Origin of the sequence: Kitasatospora sp. NPDC101157, from assembly GCF_044768255.1 — a bacterium.
In the GTDB taxonomy this organism is placed as follows: domain Bacteria; phylum Actinomycetota; class Actinomycetes; order Streptomycetales; family Streptomycetaceae; genus Kitasatospora.
In genome coordinates, this window is the sequence record NZ_JBIWPL010000022.1 from 1 (window position 1) to 15,031 (window position 15,031).

The window sequence follows — 15,031 nt, forward strand, 5'->3', positions numbered from 1 at the left end:
TGAGTCCACACAACCCTTGATGATCACGCGGTGGCCGTTCCCGTTCCCACCCGGCCCCGGCGCGAGATCACGAAGTCACACTGGAGTACTAGGGGGTGTCACCGACAGGGGTGACACGCCGTCGGGGCGGCCCGGGGAGGGGGCGGAGGAGGTCCGGGGAGGGCCCGGGGAGGGTGGCAAATATCTGGTATGGCAAGCGTAAAAGAAGATCTATGCTGTGGGGCGTTCATGATCCCTTCACAGGAAACAGCAGGTTCCACTGCATGAAGCTGCCCCGGGTGTCCACCGTCGTCGCCGCCGCCGTCCTGGCCCCCGCCGTTCTGTTCCCCTCCTCGGCCTCCGCCGCCGACGCCCCCCAGCCGACCGGGGTCTCCGGTCCTGACACCGCCTCGGGCTCGGTACCGGACGTCACGCCCGGCGACGACGGCGTCAACGGCGGTCCGGGCAACAGCAGCGGCCCCAAGGCCCCCGAGGGGCAGGAGCAGCGCGACCGCGCCGAGATCCAGAAGATCCTGGCCGACCCGGACACCGGCCGCGGGGTGCGCGAGGCGGGCGAGAAGGCGCTCAAGGGCGGCGCCGCCGAGCTGCGGCACTTCCTGACGGTCGAGCTGCCCAGGAACCGCATGGACGACCTGCGGGTGAAGCTCGCCCAGACCATGGACCGCGGCGGCCCGGCCGTGCGCGCGGCGGCCAGCAAGGCGCTGGACAACGGCGACGCGGCGGTCCTGAAGTTCTTCGCGGAGGATCTGCCCGCCGCCCAGGCCGAGGACGCCGACCGCGCCGAGATCCAGAAGATCCTGGCCGACCCGAACACCGGCCGCGGGGTTCGCGAGGCCGGTCAGAAGGCGCTCAAGGGCGGCGCCGCCGAGCTGCGGCACTTCCTGACGGTCGAGCTTGCCAAGAACCGGGCCGACGACAACCGGGTCAGGGTCTCGCAGATCCTGGCCACCGGCGGCCGCGAGGCGCGCGAGGGCGCGCAGAAGGCGCTGGACGGCAGCGACGCGGACGTCGCGAAGTGGCTGGCGGAGGGCTGGCCGGCTGCCAAGGCCTCGGACGACCGCGTCGCGGTGTTCGTCGCCCTGTCCGACAAGAACACCGGTCCGCACGTCCTCGAAGCCGCCAAGACGGCGCTCACCGGCACCCCGGCCGACGTCGCCCGCTTCCTGGAGGAACTGCCCAAGCTGCGCGCCTCCGACAACCGCATCAAGGTCTCCCAGCTCATGGAGACCGGCGGTCCGGCCGTGCGCGAGGCGGCCGCCAAGGCGTTCGGGGGCAGCGACGCCGACGTCGCCAAGTTCCTCGCCGAGGGCTGGGCCACGGCCCGTGCCGCGGACGAGGCCGCCGCGGACAAGCCGGCGGACAAGCCCGCCGACCAGGGTGCCGGTCAGCAGGACCAGGGCGCCCAGCAGCCGCAGACCGTCCAGCAGGCGGCCCTGACGGGGACCACCACCGGGAACACGGCCGGTTCCGCCGGGACCACCACGGGCGCCACCGCCGTCTCCGGGGCGGGCACGCTGGCCGCCACCGGCACCGAGGGGCTCGGCTGGGAGGCCGGCGGCGCCGCCGCGGCCCTCGCCGCCGGAGCCGCGCTGGTCGCGCTCTCCCGCCGCCGCTCCGCCGAGAGCTGACACCCGGTCGCGTCCCGGCCCGCCGCCCCACGGCGCCGGGCCGGGACGCGCCCGCTCTCAGCGTTCTCGGTGCCGGTTCTCAGCGCTCGGGAACCGGCGCGCGAGCTGCTCGCGCCACCGCGCCGCGTTCCTGCCGTCCAACTGGCCCTCGAACGCCCGGTGGGCGGCCGCCACCCGCTCCTCGCTCACCTGCCGCCCGGCCCCGAAGTACCCGGCGTCGTACACCGCCCACAGGGCCTCCTCGGTCTCCTGATCCAGGCCCAGGCAGGTCGCCACCCCGCGCCCGGCCAGGGCCTCGGCCGGCGCAGCCGCTGCCCGTCCCGCCCGTCCCGCCCGTGCTGCTCATCCGTCAAGGCTCAGTCCCCGCCGCCCTCGCCGCTGCCGCCCTTGCCCAGGAGCCACCGCTCCCGCCGTTCCCGCCGCCGCCGGCGCTGCTCCGCGCCGCGCAGCAGGCCGCCCGCGGCCAGCGTCAGCGCCGCGACCGCGCGCGCCCAGCGCGGGCCCCCGCGCTCGGCCCACACCACGCACCCGCACCCCGCGAGCACCAGCACCAGCACGGCCACCAGCACCGCTCCGACCATCACGGACCCCTCTCCTCCCTCACCGGTTCGGCCACGAATCCTGCCATGTGCCAGGATCTCCGTCCGAGTACCGAACCCGACCGACGAACAAGGAGACACCCGTGGCCAACGCCCGGTTCGCCACCCTGCACACCACCGCCGGCCCGATCCGGCTGGAACTGTTCCCGTTCCACGCGCCGAAGACGGTCCGCAACTTCGTCGAACTCGCCGAGGGCACCCGGGAGTACACCGACCCGCGCACCGGCGAGCCCGGCAGCGGCCCGTACTACGACGGAACGACGTTCCACCGGGTGGTCAAGGGCTTCATGATCCAGGGCGGCGACCCGACCGGCACCGGCACCGGCGGGCCGGGCTACGCCTTCGCCGACGAGTTCCACCCGGAGCTGTTCTTCAACAAGCCGTACCTGCTGGCGATGGCCAACTCCGGCCCGGGCACCAACGGTTCGCAGTTCTTCATCACCGTGGGCACCCCCACCCACCTCAACCGCCGGCACACCATCTTCGGCCAGGTCGCCGACGCCGCCTCCAAGGCCGTGGTGGACGCGATCGCCGCCGCCCCCACCGACGGCGAGCGCCCGGTCGAGGACGTGGTGGTCACCAAGGTCGAGATCACCCACCCCTGACGGCCGCCGTGAGCGCCGTGACCGCCGCGGCCGCCGTGACCGCGCCGTGAGTGCCGTGACCGCCGTGAGTGCCGCGACCGCCGGGCCGCAGGCCTTCCCGCCCCGGCCGGTGCGCGGCGTACGGGCCCGCTTCGTGCGGCAGGCGGGCTGCCCCGGCTCGCCGGCGGACGCCCTGGTCGACTTCGAGCCGTGGGAGGAGGGCGTGCACCTGGAGGTCGCCGCTGACGCCACCGTGCACGGCGGCCCTCTGCCGCAGGAGGACCTCGACCGCTGCCACGCGGCCCTGGCGGAGGGCGTGCGCGCCGGACTTGCCGAGCAACTGCCGGGCACCGCAGTGGCGTTGGCGCTGGTGGTGCACCGTACCGTGGTGCACGAGGTCGACACCAGCGAGTACGCCCACCGCAGGGCCGGGCAGGCGGCGGTGCGCGAGGTGCTCGCCCTCCTCGGGACGCCGGCGTAGCCGAGCCCCCGCCCCGCCGTGACCGCCCGCCACCGCACCCAGCCGGCCGGGCGGTTCAGTCCCGCGCCGCCCGGCGCCACCACCCCGCCGCGTCCCGGGCCGCCCAGCGGCCCAGGAACACCGCCCCGTACAGGGCGAACGGGACGGGGGCGGCGAACAGCGGCACCGACAGCCGGCTCGGCCGCCCGGTGCTCATCCGCCCCCGCCCGTCCAGCCACACCGTGACCTCCTTGCCCTGCGGGTAGGGCCCCTGCGGCCGCTCCGCGCCGAACTCCCGCCCGTCGACGCTCCAGCGGAAGGTGCAGGCGTAGGTCCTCGCCCCCAGGCCGCCGCCCTCCCCGCCCGGCTCCTGGCCGCTCACCCGGCAGCCCGTCACCCAGGCCGTCGTGCTGCGCGGACGGCTCAGCCGCTCCCGCACCGTCCCGGCGGCCTGCGCGGCCAGGAACACCGCCACCAGCGCCAGCAGCAGGGCCCCCACCGCCCGCGTGCCCGTCCCGGCCGGCGCCTGCGGATCACGGCCGCGCAGCACCGCCGACGCCGCCAGGGCCACCGCCGCCGCGCCGGCGCACAGCCACCACAGCCACCCGTCCACCGGATCGTCCTGCGACCACCGCCACACCGCCGCCGAGCCCGCGAGCGCCAGCGTCACCACCGCCCCCACGGCCACCGCCGCGCAGCCCCGCACCAGCCGGCCCCCGCCCGCTCCCGCCCGAACCGCTCCCGCCCGAACCGCTCCCGCCCCCACCAGCCCGCCCCCCGATGCCGCGCCCCGCCACCCGTCCCGGTATCCGATCCTCGGGCCGCCCGACCGTTCCTAGAGACTGAGCGGGAGTGAGTCCTGTCGCCAGAACCCTTGCTCAGCCGAACGCCCCGAACGGTCTTGGGCGTTCTGGTCCACCGCGTTCCTGCCGCGTTCAGCGCCGACGGATCGTGTCCGTGGTCCGGGTACGCGGGGGCGGTTTCCCTCACGCCCCCGGTCACCGGGCCGGGCCTGGACGGTCCGATGCCCGCGCACATCGCTCTGGTGTGCACGGGGCGGTGCCGTCCGTCGCCTGATCCGGTGTCCGAGGGCGCGCCTGCCGATCGCCACGCTCGCCGCCTGGTGGCGGCTCACGGGGCGGTCCGGTGTCGTGAGGGGCTTCTGCCAGTGCTCGGCTCCCCACATGGAGGTGTAGGCGGGATCGACCGCGATCACGCCGATTCCGGCTTCGGCGGTCATCGCGAGGAGCCGGGCGTGCAGCTTCGCGGTGGGCATGCCGTTGACGAGCTGGCGGAAGCGACGTTTGCGGCCGTGCTTTTCGCGGGTTCTGGAGTCGGTGAAGTCCAGGTCCTCGATCGCGATCGCCTTGACGCCGGTGTCGTTCACCCAGTGAAGGAGGCGGGTGATCGCGTGCCGGAGCCGGGCGTCACGGTGATCGGCGGTTCCGGACAGGTCGTAGTCGAAGCGGCGTGGCCGGCTGGTGGGGTTGCCGTGGGTGTCCAGGCGCCAGGCGGCGAGGTGGCCGGCGTTCACATCCACGCCGATCACCTCACCGCACCGCAGGGTTTCCAGCGGCACGACGGGGAGGTCCTTGCGCTGCCGGCTCGCGTCCAGGTACCAGCGCTCCCGCTCGACGTCGAGGTGGATGCGGTAGGCGACGGCCCGGTTCGCCTCGATGCGATCGCGCCACTCCCCACCCCGGTGCGGGAACGACACCGTCGAGGCCAGGACGTAACGGCCGTACGGGGCGTTGGCCAGATGCGCCGGCGGCGCCGGCAACCTGACGCTGATCCCACCGGCCGGGGTGACCCGGATCGTCTCGTTCCCGTAGCGTTTGCCCGACTCCCCGTCGGCCGCCAGGTCAACCGAAAGCATCTCGACGACCCTTCGCCGGAAACCGACAGACTCACTCATGAACACCAAAGAACACTCAACAACACTCAGCCACCAGCAGTTCACCACCCCCGCGGCCAGGCCCGCCCCGCAGCAGTGACCAGGCCGGGACAACGTCACGACCGGCCGGCGCCCGCCCCGCCGTCAGACGCCGGCCAGGGTGATCCCCAGGATCCGCGCGCCGGTCTCGGTGCGCGGCCGGTGCCGGCTGCCCGGCGCGAACACCACGTAACTGCCCGCCGGATGGCGCTCCTCGCCCTCGATCACCTCACCGCTGAGCACGAAGTACCGCTCCTCGCTCTCGTGTACGTCCACCTCCGGCCACCGGCTGCCCGGCGCGAAATCGATCAGCCAGGCGCGGGCGTACCCGGTGGCGGTCAGCCGGCGCCGCAGGATCCCCGGCCCGACCTCCACCGGCTCCACCTCGTCGGCCAGCAGGCTCGTCTTCAGTGCGTCGTTCTCGTCCATGCCCCCACTGTGGCCGCCCGGCCCCCGCCCGCCCCAGTGTCCCGAAAGACATCCTCAGGTACATTCCTGCCATGAACGCCCCTGCCGCGCGAGCACCCGCGCAAGCACCCCTGCCAGCACCCCGCCACCGGGTGGTGGCCCTGCTCGGCGCACCCCAGGCACCGTTCGAACTCGCCTGCGCCGCCGAGGCCTTCGGCACCGAACGCGCCGGGCTGCCCTCCCACTACGACTTCGCCCTGTGCACCGAGGCCCCCGGCCCGCTGCCCACCACCCTCGGCGTCCCCCTGCTGGTCGAGGACGGCCTGGAGGCGCTGGAACGGGCCGACACCGTCGTCGTCCCCGGCTGGCAGCCGCCCGGCTCGCCCGCACCGGCCGCCGTCCTGGACGCGCTGCGCACCGCCCACGCCCGCGGCGCCCGGATCGTCTCCATCTGCACCGGCGCCTTCGTCCTGGCCCAGGCCGGACTGCTCGACGGGCGCCGCGCCACCACCCACTGGGCCCGCACCGCCCAACTCGCCTCCCAGCACCCGGCCCTGGACGTCGACCGGGACGTGCTGTACGTCGACCACGGCGACGTCGCCACCAGCGCCGGCTCCGGCGCGGGCATCGACCTGTGCCTGCACCTGCTGCGCCGCGACCACGGCGCCGCCTACGCCGCCCAGGTCGCCCGGCACATGGTGCTGCCCCCGCACCGCGAGGGCAGCCAGCTGCAGTACGCCGCCGCCCCGGCACCCGCCCGCGCGGACGAGTCGCTGGCCCCGCTGCTGGAGTGGGCCCAGGAGCGTCTGGGGGAGCGGCTGACCCTGGACGGCCTGGCCGCCCGCGCCGGACTGTCCGGGCGCACCCTGGCCCGGCGCTTCACCGAGCAGCTCGGCACCAGCCCCGGCCAGTGGCTGCTGGCCCGGCGCATCGACGCCGCCCGGGCGCTGCTGGAGCAGACCGATCTGCCGGTGGAGGCCGTCGCCGCCCGGGTGGGCCTGGCCTCCGCCGTCAACCTGCGCCGCCGCTTCCGCACCGCGCTCGGCACCACCCCCGGCGCCTACCGCCGCACCTTCGGCGGACGCCCCAACTAGCCTCTGTTCCTGGTCAGTTCGAGGACCCGGGCGAGGACGGACCCGGGCGAGGGCGAAGGGGAGGGCGAAGGGGAGGGCGAACCGCCGGTCGAAGCCCCCTGGACTGCCCCCTCGCCGTCCGGCCGGCGGGCGCCCCGGCCGGACGGCGAGGGGGCCTTGTGCGCTCAACTCCCGTTGCGCACCGGGGTTTCGTCCTCGGCCCGGGCCACCCACTCCGGCAGCGGTTCGCGCTTGGCGAGCCACGCCGCGGCCGGGCCGCCCAGGCCGGTGCGGGCGGCGACCACGCCGCCGGTGATGGCGCAGGTGGTGTCCACGTCGCCCAAGCCCTCCGCCGTCGTCCACAGCGCGTCGGTGAGGCTGTCCAGGTGGTGCGCGGCCGACCACAGGGCGAACGGCACGGTGTCGCCGGCCCGCACCCGCTGTCCGTTGCCCAGCAGGTCCGCTGCCCGCCAGGGCTCGGTGTCCGGCGCGATGGCGGCGGCCCGCTCCAGCCCCTCGCGCACCGGGCCGCGCGGCGTGCGCCTGGCCACCTCGGCCAGCAGCTCGGCCCCGGCCACCGGCTCCGTCCCGCCCACCGGCTCCGTCCCGCCCACCGGCTCCGTCCCGGCCACCGCATCCGTCCCCGCCACCGCGCGCCCGCGCGCGGCGAGCGCGGCCGCCAGGGCCACGGCCACCGCCCCGGCCACCCCCTCGGGGTGAGCGTGGGTCACCTCGGCCGACAGCGCCGCCTGCTCCGCCGCCTCGTCCAGGTCCGCGTGGAACCAGGCGCCCAGCGGCGCCACCCGCATCGCCGCACCGTTGCCCAGGCTGCCCTGCCCGTCGAACAGCCTGCGCGACTCGGCGCGCCAGCTCGACGGCCGCTCGGCCAGCCTGGGCAGCAGCAGGCTCATGCCGTTGCCGTAGCCGCGGTAGGCGTCGGCCAGGTACGTCGCCCCGAACGCCTGCGCCAGCTTCTCCTGGTGCACCGCCTGGTAGGCGGTGAGGACGCCGTACACCGACAGCGCCATCGCGGTGTCGTCGGTCCAGTGCCACGGGGACTCCGGCGGCACCTGCCGGGCCCGGATCTGTGTGAACGCCAGCTGCGGCCTGCGGAAGAGCGGGAACCACCGCTCCCCGAAGCCGTCCCCGAGCGCCAGGCCCTCCAGTGCGTCACGTGCGGCGGATGATGTCATCCCGGCATCCTCGCACCGGCCCCGCGTGCCCGGGACGGCCCGGACGGCACAAGTTGATCAAGATGTGACCATCCCGTGGCGGGAGGTGTCAGTCGTGATCACTACCGTGCGTCGGTATGCGAAACGACGACCCGGGGCGGAGCCGGGACAAGTCCGAGGACGAGCAGTGGAACGAGTTCGTGAAGGCCGTGGCCGCGCAGGAGGAGGCAGAGCGCCGGGCCGCCGAACCGCAGCCCAGGCGGGTCTGGCCGCGCAACGCGGCCATGGCCCTGGGAGCTGCCGCCCTGACGCTGCTCGGTGTCGAGCTCCTGCAGCCCTCCGCGGACACCTCCGCCCCGCCCGCCCCGCCCGCCGCGGCCCCCGCCGCCGCCCTCACCCCGACGGCCTCCGCCGCGAGCGCCCCGGCCTCCGCCGCCGCCGACCACTCGCCGATACCACTGGACCAGGTCTTCCCTGCCGAGGTGAAGACGGCTTCCGGCGCCGTCTACACCCGGGTCGCCTCCGCCACCCTGCCCTCGTGCACCGAGACGGACTCGGTCGCCCCCGCCCTGATCGCCATGATCAAGGCGGGCAAGGGCTGTGTGGCCGAGCAGGTCGCCCTGTACAAGGACGCCCAGGACGACCAGTTCAACCTGGCGCTGTTCACCATGAAGGACCCGCTGGAGACCGTCCACCTGGCCACCCGGCTGTCCGGGGACTTCGAGGACTTCGAGGTCGCCGCCCAGGCCCCGCCGCCCGCCTCAGGACTGCGGACGCTGCCGCCGGACAGCGGCATGGTCCAGGCCTTCGGCAGCGGCGGCCGCGCGATGCTCGTCGCGCTCGGCCAGTGGGCCGACGGCCGCTCCACCGACCGCCAGCCGCTCGTCGAGCGCCTGTCCTCGCTGCAGGACGCCGTCGGCAAGACCGTCTACGCGTACGAGTCCACACTCTGAGCCCGGGCGGCCGCGCACCGCTCCCGGCGCGGCGTCAGTTCGCCGTGACCGGGAGCAGGCCGCGCTCGCCGAAGACCTTCTTGGCGACGAAGGTCGCGTTCAGGGCCTTGGGGAACCCGCAGTAGGCGGCGGAGTGCAGCAGGGCCTCGGTGATCTGGGTGGGGGTGAGGCCGACGTTGAGGGCGGCGTTGATGTGCACCTCCAGCTGCGGCTCGCAGCCGCCCAGCGCGGTGAGCATCCCCAGAGTCACCAACTGGCGGTCACGCGGGGCGAGTTCGGGGCGGCTGTAGATCTCGCCGAAGCCCCAGGCGACGACCTGGTGGGCCAGCTCGGGATTGATGTCGGCCAGCGCGTCGATCACCCGCTGCCCGCCCTCGCCGTCGACCCGGGTGAGCATCTCCATGCCCCGGTCGAAACGCTCCTGCCGCTGGCCGGCCCCGTTCTCGTGAACACCCATGGCGCCTGTCCTCTCCTCGTACCCGTACTCGTACCCGTACTGCTCGTGCCGTGGTCCCGGCCGTTGCGGTCGTGACCACGGCATGAACCGTAGGACTTGGAGTGCACTCCAACTCAAGCCCGGGCCGCGCGACACGTCCTCAGGGCCGGGGTGTCCACCCGGGCGGGGTGAGCGCGGTGTCGGCGAGGATCCGCGCCGGCGTCCCGTCCAGCGCGCCGGCCTGCGGAACGACCCGCTCGACACCGCCCGGCAGCAGGTCCCGCTCGGTACCAGCCGGCCATGTCCCCGGGCGAACTCGGCCGCCCGCGGCCGGGTGGCGTGGCGGCGCACCGTCTCCCCGAAGTCGACGTCCAGGTAGTACAGGTGGCTGCGCCCCCCGGTGGCCGGCGACCAGGTCCGCCGGCATCGGGCCGTAGCGCTCGGCGGCGAGGATGCCCTCCACCACGACGCGGAAGCCGCTGTCCAGCGCGTGCCGGGCCACCGGGGAGATCAGGCCGATGTTCGCCCCGCCCGGCACGTCGCGCTCGCGCAGCACGGTGCGCCGCAGCAGATCCTGCCCGACGACGGCAAGGCCCCCCGTACGAGGCCCGCAGTCCGGCGGCGACGCTGGACCTGCCCGCCCCGCCCGGCCCCCGCGCCACCACCAGCACCGTTGCCCGACTGCCCGTCACCGGGCCACCGTAGCCGCCGCCGGGGCGGTGTTGCGGTTGGATCACGGAGTGTCCAATTGATCAAGCAATGGGCGGGAGTGTGGTGATTGATTTTGTTGGCGTCAATGTCACCGGACTCTCATAATGCCTGCTGAGACACGTGACGGACGGTCCGGAGAGCCGCTTGGGGGAGCGGGATCCGACAGTGGCCCGCGTGCTAATCCCACATTTTTCCCTTTGGGGGGAGTCCTTTGTCCGCGCCCGAGAACGAGAGCGCCGCCTTCGCCGATCCGCCGCCGGAGCCGGCTGCCGCGGTGACGGAACCGGCCGCCGTACCCGCACCCGCGGCCGTAGACGTGCCCGGGCCCGCAGCCGCGCCGGAAGCGGCTGCCGCGCCCGCGCCCGCGCCGGACCGGGCCGCGGCCCCGCGCCGGCTGCCGCGCGCCGTCGCCGTCGCGCTGGCCACCGCCGGGCTGCTCGCCGTCACGGCGGCCAGCGCCGCGGTGACCGTCGCGGTCGGCAAGCCCGACAGCCGCCCGGCCGCCGCGCCCGCGCCCCGCGCCACCGCCGCCTCGCCGAGCGCCGGTGCCAGCGCCACGCCCTCCGCCGTCCCGGTGCCGACCGTCGTGCCGAGCGAGCCCGCCCCGGCCAGCACCGTCAAGGGCACGGTCAGCAACGGCAAGCACGAGGGCGACCTGCGCTACTTCCTGCTCCCGATCCCCGCCGGCGGCGAGTCCTACGGGCCCGCGGACGGGATGCCGATGACCCGCGACGACGTCTCCGAGATCTTCGGCAAGCAGGACGACATCGACACCATCCTCAACCGGCTCGGCTACCGGGACGGGGCGACCCGCACCTACCGCACGGCCGACGGCAAGGCCCAAGTGACCGTCACCCTCCTGCACTTCGGCTCCGCCGACACGGCCAGCAGGTTCGTCCAGGGCTACAGCATCAAGTCGCAGGAGCCGATCGACATCGACGGCGACCCCAACGCCCACGGCTTCCGCCGCACACCCAAGCACGAGGCGTACACCGGCTCGATGACCGGCGTCTCCAGCCAGGGCGACGTCCAGTACACCATCGACGTCGACGTCAAGGGCACACCGGACAAGGCGCTGCTCAACGACCTGATGAAGCGCCAGCGCGAGTGGCTCGCCTCCGGCGGCTGAGCCCGCGCCCGCGCCCCGCCCCACGACGTCGTCCTCCCTTCCTCCTGTCTGGAGAGCCACTCCCGTGACCACCGAACCCGAGCAGCCGCCGCCCACGCCGGCCGAACCGTCCGCGGCGGCCGAACCGCCGCTGCCCCCCGTACCCCCCGTACCCCCGGTGCCCCCGGTGCCTCCCGTGCCGCCGGTCCCGCCGGTGCCGGACGAACTGCCGGTCCCGCCCGTGCCCCCTGCTGCGCCGGTCCCGCCCGTCCCGCCCGTCCCCTTCGGCGCCGCCGAGGCGTCCGACGGGCCATCGGACGGGCCGTCGGACGAGCGGACGCCGCACCAGGACCTCTCCGCCGCCGACCTCCTGTCCGCCGGCCCCGAGTCCGCCCCGCGCGCCCCGCGCCGCCCCCGCCCGGTGCTGCTGTCCGTCTGCGCGCTGGTCGTCGGCGCCCTGGCCGGCGGCGGCGTCGGCTACGCGATCCAGGCCCAGCGCCCGCCCACGCCCCTGCCGCCGCTGCAGGTGGCCCTGCCGGCCTACCCGGCCGAGGTGGTCGACCCGGCCGCCCTGGCCGCCGTGCAGCCCGGGCCGCCGGCCATCGAGGGCGACCTGCTCAAGCTGCTGGTCAGCGCCCCCGACGGCAGCACCGCCTGGGGCGACTACCCGACCAAGCCGAGCTGGATGTCGATCGGCGAACTCGCCGAGCGCAAGAGCGACGCGGCCCTGGTCTTCAAGGACCTGGCCTCCTCCGGCTTCCGGCGCGCCGCCGAGGTGGACTGGATGAAGGGCGACACCCGCTACCGCGTCTCGCTCATCCAGTACACCCCCGAGCACATCGACGAGGCCGAGGCCGCCTCCGGCTTCTGGATGCCCTTCGCCGGCGACGCCAACGGCGGCTACAGCGCGGACTTCACGCCCAGGAAGTGGTCCGACACCGAGGACCAGTACTACTACGGGCAGGCCCAGGCCCGGCGCGGCACGGTGCAGATGAAGGTGGAGATCTTCAGCCCGAAGCCGGTGGACGGCGAGGAACTCAAGACCCTGGCCAAGCAGCAGTGGGAGCGACTGGCATGACCGAGGACAACTCCGTGACCGCGACGCCGGCCACCACGCCCGCCCCCGAACCCACCGCGCCCGCACCCGCACCCGCCGGTCCCGCGGCCCCGGCAGCCGAGTCCACCCCCGAGCAGCCCCCCGCCGCGCCCCGCCCCGCCACCCGCCGCCTGCTGCGCGCGGGCGCCGCGACGGTGGCCGCCGCGCTGGTGGGAGTGGTCATCGGCGTCGGCATCATCAAGACCCGCTACGACGACCCCGCCCCGGCCACCGCCGCCGGCCCCACCGGCGCCCCCGCCCCGACGGCCACCCCCACGCCGTACGGCGCCAAGTCCAACGGCAGCCACTTCGGCTCACTGCGCGACCTGCTGCTGCCCGTCCCGGCCGGCTTCGAACTCGGCCCCGACGAGGGCGGTTACGGCAACGACACCGAGATCGGCGCCGGGCAGATCTCCGACGAACTGGACGCCGAGCTCCAGCAGATCCCCAAGGACAAGCGCGACAAGCTGCGCTCCTACTGGGAGGGACTGCACGTCAAGGGCACCGGCGTGCGGACCTACCGCAACGACGGCAACAACCTGGTGGTCGGACTGCGGCTGCGCCAGTTCAACCAGCAGGAGGTGCAGCGGATCAACGAGTACACCGCGGTGTTCACCGGCGACACCGGCATCTTCCGCTCCGGCCCGCAGATCCCGGGCCACCCCGAGGCGCACTGCTACCTGATGCCCGCGCCGCCGTCCGCGCCGATCGACTACCTGGAGTGCTCGGCCGCCGAGGGCGACCTGCTGGTGGTCATGAGCGTCGAGGGCGTGGCACCGCTGCCCAAGGACAAGATCGTCGGCCTCTTCACCATGCAGCTCGACCGCCTCGCCAGCCCCGGAGCGTCCGTTTGACGTCTCTCCTCCGCCTGAGGGCGGGGGAATTCCCCTCAGCCTCGCGGCTGAGCCGCTGCGCCTCGGCGCTGCGGTGGGACTGCTTCCTGCTTCACCGACGACTGCCCGCCCGGAGTGCTCCGTTGAGGTCTTACACCGTCGTCGGGTAGAAGCGGAACTTGTACGCCCGCTTCATCTGAGTGATCGCCACGGCATACACGGTGACACTCGCCCTGGCGGCCACCTACTGGAGATCAATTGCCGCGACGCCGTACCGCCTTGGCGGCGAAGAGGCCGTTCCTGCCCCGCTCCGCGGGAGCTTCGCTTCCTCCCCGGGCTGAAGCCAGGGGCATCCACGAAGGAGTCCGGATGACCGACCACGCCACCGCGCCGCAGCCCGCACCGGAGCCGGACGACCAGGCCCCCGTCACCCCTGTGACCCCGGGGCCCGACGCCGGCCCCTGGGCCGCCATCACGATCGACGACCCGCAGCCCGACGCCTTTCAGACCCCCGCGCCGTCCGAGAGCCCGGAGGAGTCGGCCGCCCGCCGCACGCGCCGCCGCAAGGCCGCGGTGCGCTGGAGCTGCGCCGTCCTGGTGTTCGCGCTCGCGGGCACCGGCACCGCGCTGGCCGTCACCGCGCCCGAGCGCACCGACCTCCCCGGTCTGGCCACCGCCAACGACGGCCGTTACACCTTCCCGCCCCTGACGCTGCCTCCGCTGCCCTCGGGCAAGGCCGCGCCGGACCTGAAGGACGAGAGCAAGGGCCTGCACCAGGCGGACCTGCGCTACCTGCTGCTGCCCGCCCCCAAGGAGGCCGGCGGCTCGGTGAACCCGCCGGTCTTCCCGGCGCTCACCGCGCCCACCGCCTCGGCCACCGCCTCGGCGACGGCCGCGCCCTCGGACACCCCCTCGGCGAGCCCGTCCTCCGCCGTGCCGTCCGCCTCCGCCGCCGCCGGGGGGACGGCCCCGGCCAACTGGGTGGGCTGTGAGGCGATGGGATCCGATCTGCAGAACCCGGCCAGGCTGCACGGCCTGCTGCTGCAGAACGTGTGCCGTGCGGCCACCGTCCGGGAGTGGACGGCCTCCGACGGCACCATGACCCGGATCCGGCTGCTGCGTTTCGGCTCCCCGAACGAGGCCCGGGAGACCTACTTCCGCGGGCGTACGGACCTGCAGCTCAAGGCCGCCCCTGACGCGAAGATGGCTTCGGGCGACGGCTGGGACACCGTCGCGGGCATCGAGGTGACCCGCAAGGACTCCCAGGAGACCGCGGGCAAGGGCGTGCCGACCACGCGGGTGGCGTACGTGTCGGCCTCCGACGTGGTGGCCGTGATCACGATGACCAACCCCCGCGGGGTGCCGGCCACGGCGTTCCGCCAGGTCGTCACCCTCCAGAGCGACCTGCTGGCCTGACCGCACCCGGCGCCAGGGCCCCGCACCCCCCTTTCCCGGGGGTGCGGGGCCCTGCGCGGCCCCCGCCCCTCGAACGGCCCCCGCCCCTCGAACGGCCCCCGCCCCTCGAACGGCTCCCGCCCCCATCGAACGGTCCCCGCCCCCCGGAACGGTCCCCGCCTCCTGGAACGGCGGCCGCGTCGCCGGGCGGTGACGAAACGGTGACGAATCCCTGATCAATTCCGTGCCCAATCCAGCCCTGGTGGATCTACGATCATCGGCGCCCGGTGACCACACCATCGGGTCACCACACATGGGGGATGAACGGATGAGCACACCAGCACCAGGCGGATTCGGGGTCGACCACGGCGCGCTGGACAAGGCGCACGCCACGCTGACCAATCTGGCCCACGACTGTCCGGGCGCGGGCCAGGTCGCCGACGAGGCGACCGGGACGGCCGTCGCCGGTCTCAAGGGCTGGGACAGCGCCGGGGCGTTGAAGGACTCGCTGGACGAGTGGCACCAGCAGGTCCAGGCGCTGACCGGCCGGCTGAACGCCAACGCCGCCGCGATGCAGAGCACCGGCGCCAACTACCGCGCCACCAACCAGTCCATCGCCCAGTCCCTCCAGGTGCCGTAACG

18 protein-coding genes are annotated in these 15,031 nt (G+C 74.6%); 10 read left to right on the top strand and 8 right to left on the bottom strand.

Annotation, left to right across the window (positions count from 1 at the left end; genetic code table 11):
- Positions 1-263: 263 nt before the first annotated feature.
- On the top strand, positions 264-1,628 hold the full coding sequence (locus ACIRVF_RS32090; RefSeq protein ID WP_402825651.1) for a hypothetical protein: 1,365 nt from the start codon (positions 264-266) through the stop codon (positions 1,626-1,628).
- A gap of 57 nt (positions 1,629-1,685) precedes the next feature.
- Here ACIRVF_RS32090 and ACIRVF_RS32095 read toward each other — a convergent pair whose 3' ends face one another.
- Both ACIRVF_RS32095 and ACIRVF_RS32100 read right to left on the bottom strand, forming a co-directional pair.
- On the bottom strand, positions 1,686-1,904 hold the full coding sequence (locus tag ACIRVF_RS32095) for a hypothetical protein (protein WP_402825654.1): 219 nt from the start codon (positions 1,902-1,904) through the stop codon (positions 1,686-1,688).
- An 80-nt stretch (positions 1,905-1,984) separates the two neighbouring features.
- Positions 1,985-2,209, bottom strand: a complete 225-nt coding sequence (locus ACIRVF_RS32100; protein WP_402826018.1) for a hypothetical protein — start codon at positions 2,207-2,209, stop codon at positions 1,985-1,987.
- A 101-nt stretch (positions 2,210-2,310) separates the two neighbouring features.
- Here ACIRVF_RS32100 and ACIRVF_RS32105 point away from each other — a divergent pair, with 101 nt between their 5' ends.
- Both ACIRVF_RS32105 and ACIRVF_RS32110 read left to right on the top strand, forming a co-directional pair.
- The gene (locus tag ACIRVF_RS32105; RefSeq protein ID WP_402825657.1) at positions 2,311-2,832 is read left to right on the top strand and encodes a peptidylprolyl isomerase; all 522 of its coding nucleotides are present in this window, start codon (positions 2,311-2,313) and stop codon (positions 2,830-2,832) included.
- 64 nt (positions 2,833-2,896) lie between these two features.
- A complete protein-coding gene (locus tag ACIRVF_RS32110) occupies positions 2,897-3,292 on the top strand; it encodes a hypothetical protein (RefSeq protein ID WP_402825660.1) in 396 nt (131 codons plus the stop codon).
- Between the two features lie 55 nt (positions 3,293-3,347).
- Here the strand turns inward: ACIRVF_RS32110 and ACIRVF_RS32115 are convergent, their stop codons facing one another.
- The 3 genes from ACIRVF_RS32115 to ACIRVF_RS32125 form a co-directional block, all read right to left on the bottom strand.
- Positions 3,348-3,941, bottom strand: a complete 594-nt coding sequence (locus ACIRVF_RS32115) for a hypothetical protein (RefSeq protein WP_402825663.1) — start codon at positions 3,939-3,941, stop codon at positions 3,348-3,350.
- Between the two features lie 165 nt (positions 3,942-4,106).
- A complete protein-coding gene (locus ACIRVF_RS32120; RefSeq protein WP_402825666.1) occupies positions 4,107-5,285 on the bottom strand; it encodes a transposase in 1,179 nt (392 codons plus the stop codon).
- 24 nt (positions 5,286-5,309) lie between these two features.
- A complete protein-coding gene (locus ACIRVF_RS32125; RefSeq protein WP_402825669.1) occupies positions 5,310-5,633 on the bottom strand; it encodes a cupin domain-containing protein in 324 nt (107 codons plus the stop codon).
- 71 nt (positions 5,634-5,704) lie between these two features.
- Here ACIRVF_RS32125 and ACIRVF_RS32130 point away from each other — a divergent pair, with 71 nt between their 5' ends.
- Positions 5,705-6,706, top strand: coding sequence for a helix-turn-helix domain-containing protein (locus tag ACIRVF_RS32130; RefSeq protein ID WP_402825672.1), 1,002 nt, complete (start codon positions 5,705-5,707; stop codon positions 6,704-6,706).
- Positions 6,707-6,870: 164 nt separating this feature from the next.
- On the opposite strand, the gene ACIRVF_RS32135 is transcribed toward ACIRVF_RS32130, so the two are convergent.
- Positions 6,871-7,878 (bottom strand): ADP-ribosylglycohydrolase family protein, encoded by a 1,008-nt coding sequence (locus ACIRVF_RS32135; RefSeq protein WP_402825675.1) that lies wholly within the window; start codon positions 7,876-7,878, stop codon positions 6,871-6,873.
- A 116-nt stretch (positions 7,879-7,994) separates the two neighbouring features.
- Here ACIRVF_RS32135 and ACIRVF_RS32140 point away from each other — a divergent pair, with 116 nt between their 5' ends.
- Entirely contained in the window at positions 7,995-8,810 is an 816-nt protein-coding gene (locus ACIRVF_RS32140; RefSeq protein WP_402825678.1) for a hypothetical protein, read from the top strand.
- Between the two features lie 34 nt (positions 8,811-8,844).
- Here the strand turns inward: ACIRVF_RS32140 and ACIRVF_RS32145 are convergent, their stop codons facing one another.
- Both ACIRVF_RS32145 and ACIRVF_RS32150 read right to left on the bottom strand, forming a co-directional pair.
- The gene (locus ACIRVF_RS32145) at positions 8,845-9,267 is read right to left on the bottom strand and encodes a carboxymuconolactone decarboxylase family protein (RefSeq protein ID WP_402825680.1); all 423 of its coding nucleotides are present in this window, start codon (positions 9,265-9,267) and stop codon (positions 8,845-8,847) included.
- Between the two features lie 139 nt (positions 9,268-9,406).
- On the bottom strand, positions 9,407-9,802 hold the full coding sequence (locus tag ACIRVF_RS32150; protein ID WP_402825682.1) for a hypothetical protein: 396 nt from the start codon (positions 9,800-9,802) through the stop codon (positions 9,407-9,409).
- A 366-nt stretch (positions 9,803-10,168) separates the two neighbouring features.
- Here ACIRVF_RS32150 and ACIRVF_RS32155 point away from each other — a divergent pair, with 366 nt between their 5' ends.
- The 5 genes from ACIRVF_RS32155 to ACIRVF_RS32175 all read left to right on the top strand — a co-directional run bounded on the left by ACIRVF_RS32155 (position 10,169) and on the right by ACIRVF_RS32175 (position 15,029).
- A complete protein-coding gene (locus ACIRVF_RS32155; protein ID WP_402825685.1) occupies positions 10,169-11,086 on the top strand; it encodes a hypothetical protein in 918 nt (305 codons plus the stop codon).
- Positions 11,087-11,150: 64 nt separating this feature from the next.
- A complete protein-coding gene (locus ACIRVF_RS32160; protein ID WP_402825688.1) occupies positions 11,151-12,143 on the top strand; it encodes a hypothetical protein in 993 nt (330 codons plus the stop codon).
- Positions 12,140-13,015, top strand: a complete 876-nt coding sequence (locus ACIRVF_RS32165; RefSeq protein ID WP_402825691.1) for a hypothetical protein — start codon at positions 12,140-12,142, stop codon at positions 13,013-13,015. The genes ACIRVF_RS32160 and ACIRVF_RS32165 overlap by 4 nt, the downstream gene beginning before the upstream one ends.
- 348 nt (positions 13,016-13,363) lie before the next feature.
- Positions 13,364-14,410, top strand: coding sequence for a hypothetical protein (locus tag ACIRVF_RS32170; protein WP_402825694.1), 1,047 nt, complete (start codon positions 13,364-13,366; stop codon positions 14,408-14,410).
- A 307-nt stretch (positions 14,411-14,717) separates the two neighbouring features.
- A complete protein-coding gene (locus ACIRVF_RS32175; protein ID WP_402825696.1) occupies positions 14,718-15,029 on the top strand; it encodes a hypothetical protein in 312 nt (103 codons plus the stop codon).
- The last annotated feature ends 2 nt before the right edge of the window (positions 15,030-15,031 follow it).

Excerpts from the sequence above, each read along its gene's own strand:
- ACIRVF_RS32090 (WP_402825651.1), top strand. The coding sequence starts at position 264 with ATGAAGCTGCCCCGGGTGTCCACCGTCGTCGCCGCCGCCGTCCTGGCC.
- ACIRVF_RS32100 (WP_402826018.1), bottom strand. The coding sequence starts at position 2,209 with ATGGTCGGAGCGGTGCTGGTGGCCGTGCTGGTGCTGGTGCTCGCGGGG.
- ACIRVF_RS32125 (WP_402825669.1), bottom strand. The coding sequence starts at position 5,633 with ATGGACGAGAACGACGCACTGAAGACGAGCCTGCTGGCCGACGAGGTG.
- ACIRVF_RS32130 (WP_402825672.1), top strand. The coding sequence starts at position 5,705 with ATGAACGCCCCTGCCGCGCGAGCACCCGCGCAAGCACCCCTGCCAGCA.
- ACIRVF_RS32135 (WP_402825675.1), bottom strand. The coding sequence starts at position 7,878 with ATGACATCATCCGCCGCACGTGACGCACTGGAGGGCCTGGCGCTCGGG.
- ACIRVF_RS32140 (WP_402825678.1), top strand. The coding sequence starts at position 7,995 with ATGCGAAACGACGACCCGGGGCGGAGCCGGGACAAGTCCGAGGACGAG.
- ACIRVF_RS32145 (WP_402825680.1), bottom strand. The coding sequence starts at position 9,267 with ATGGGTGTTCACGAGAACGGGGCCGGCCAGCGGCAGGAGCGTTTCGAC.
- ACIRVF_RS32165 (WP_402825691.1), top strand. The coding sequence starts at position 12,140 with ATGACCGAGGACAACTCCGTGACCGCGACGCCGGCCACCACGCCCGCC.
- ACIRVF_RS32170 (WP_402825694.1), top strand. The coding sequence starts at position 13,364 with ATGACCGACCACGCCACCGCGCCGCAGCCCGCACCGGAGCCGGACGAC.
- ACIRVF_RS32175 (WP_402825696.1), top strand. The coding sequence starts at position 14,718 with ATGAGCACACCAGCACCAGGCGGATTCGGGGTCGACCACGGCGCGCTG.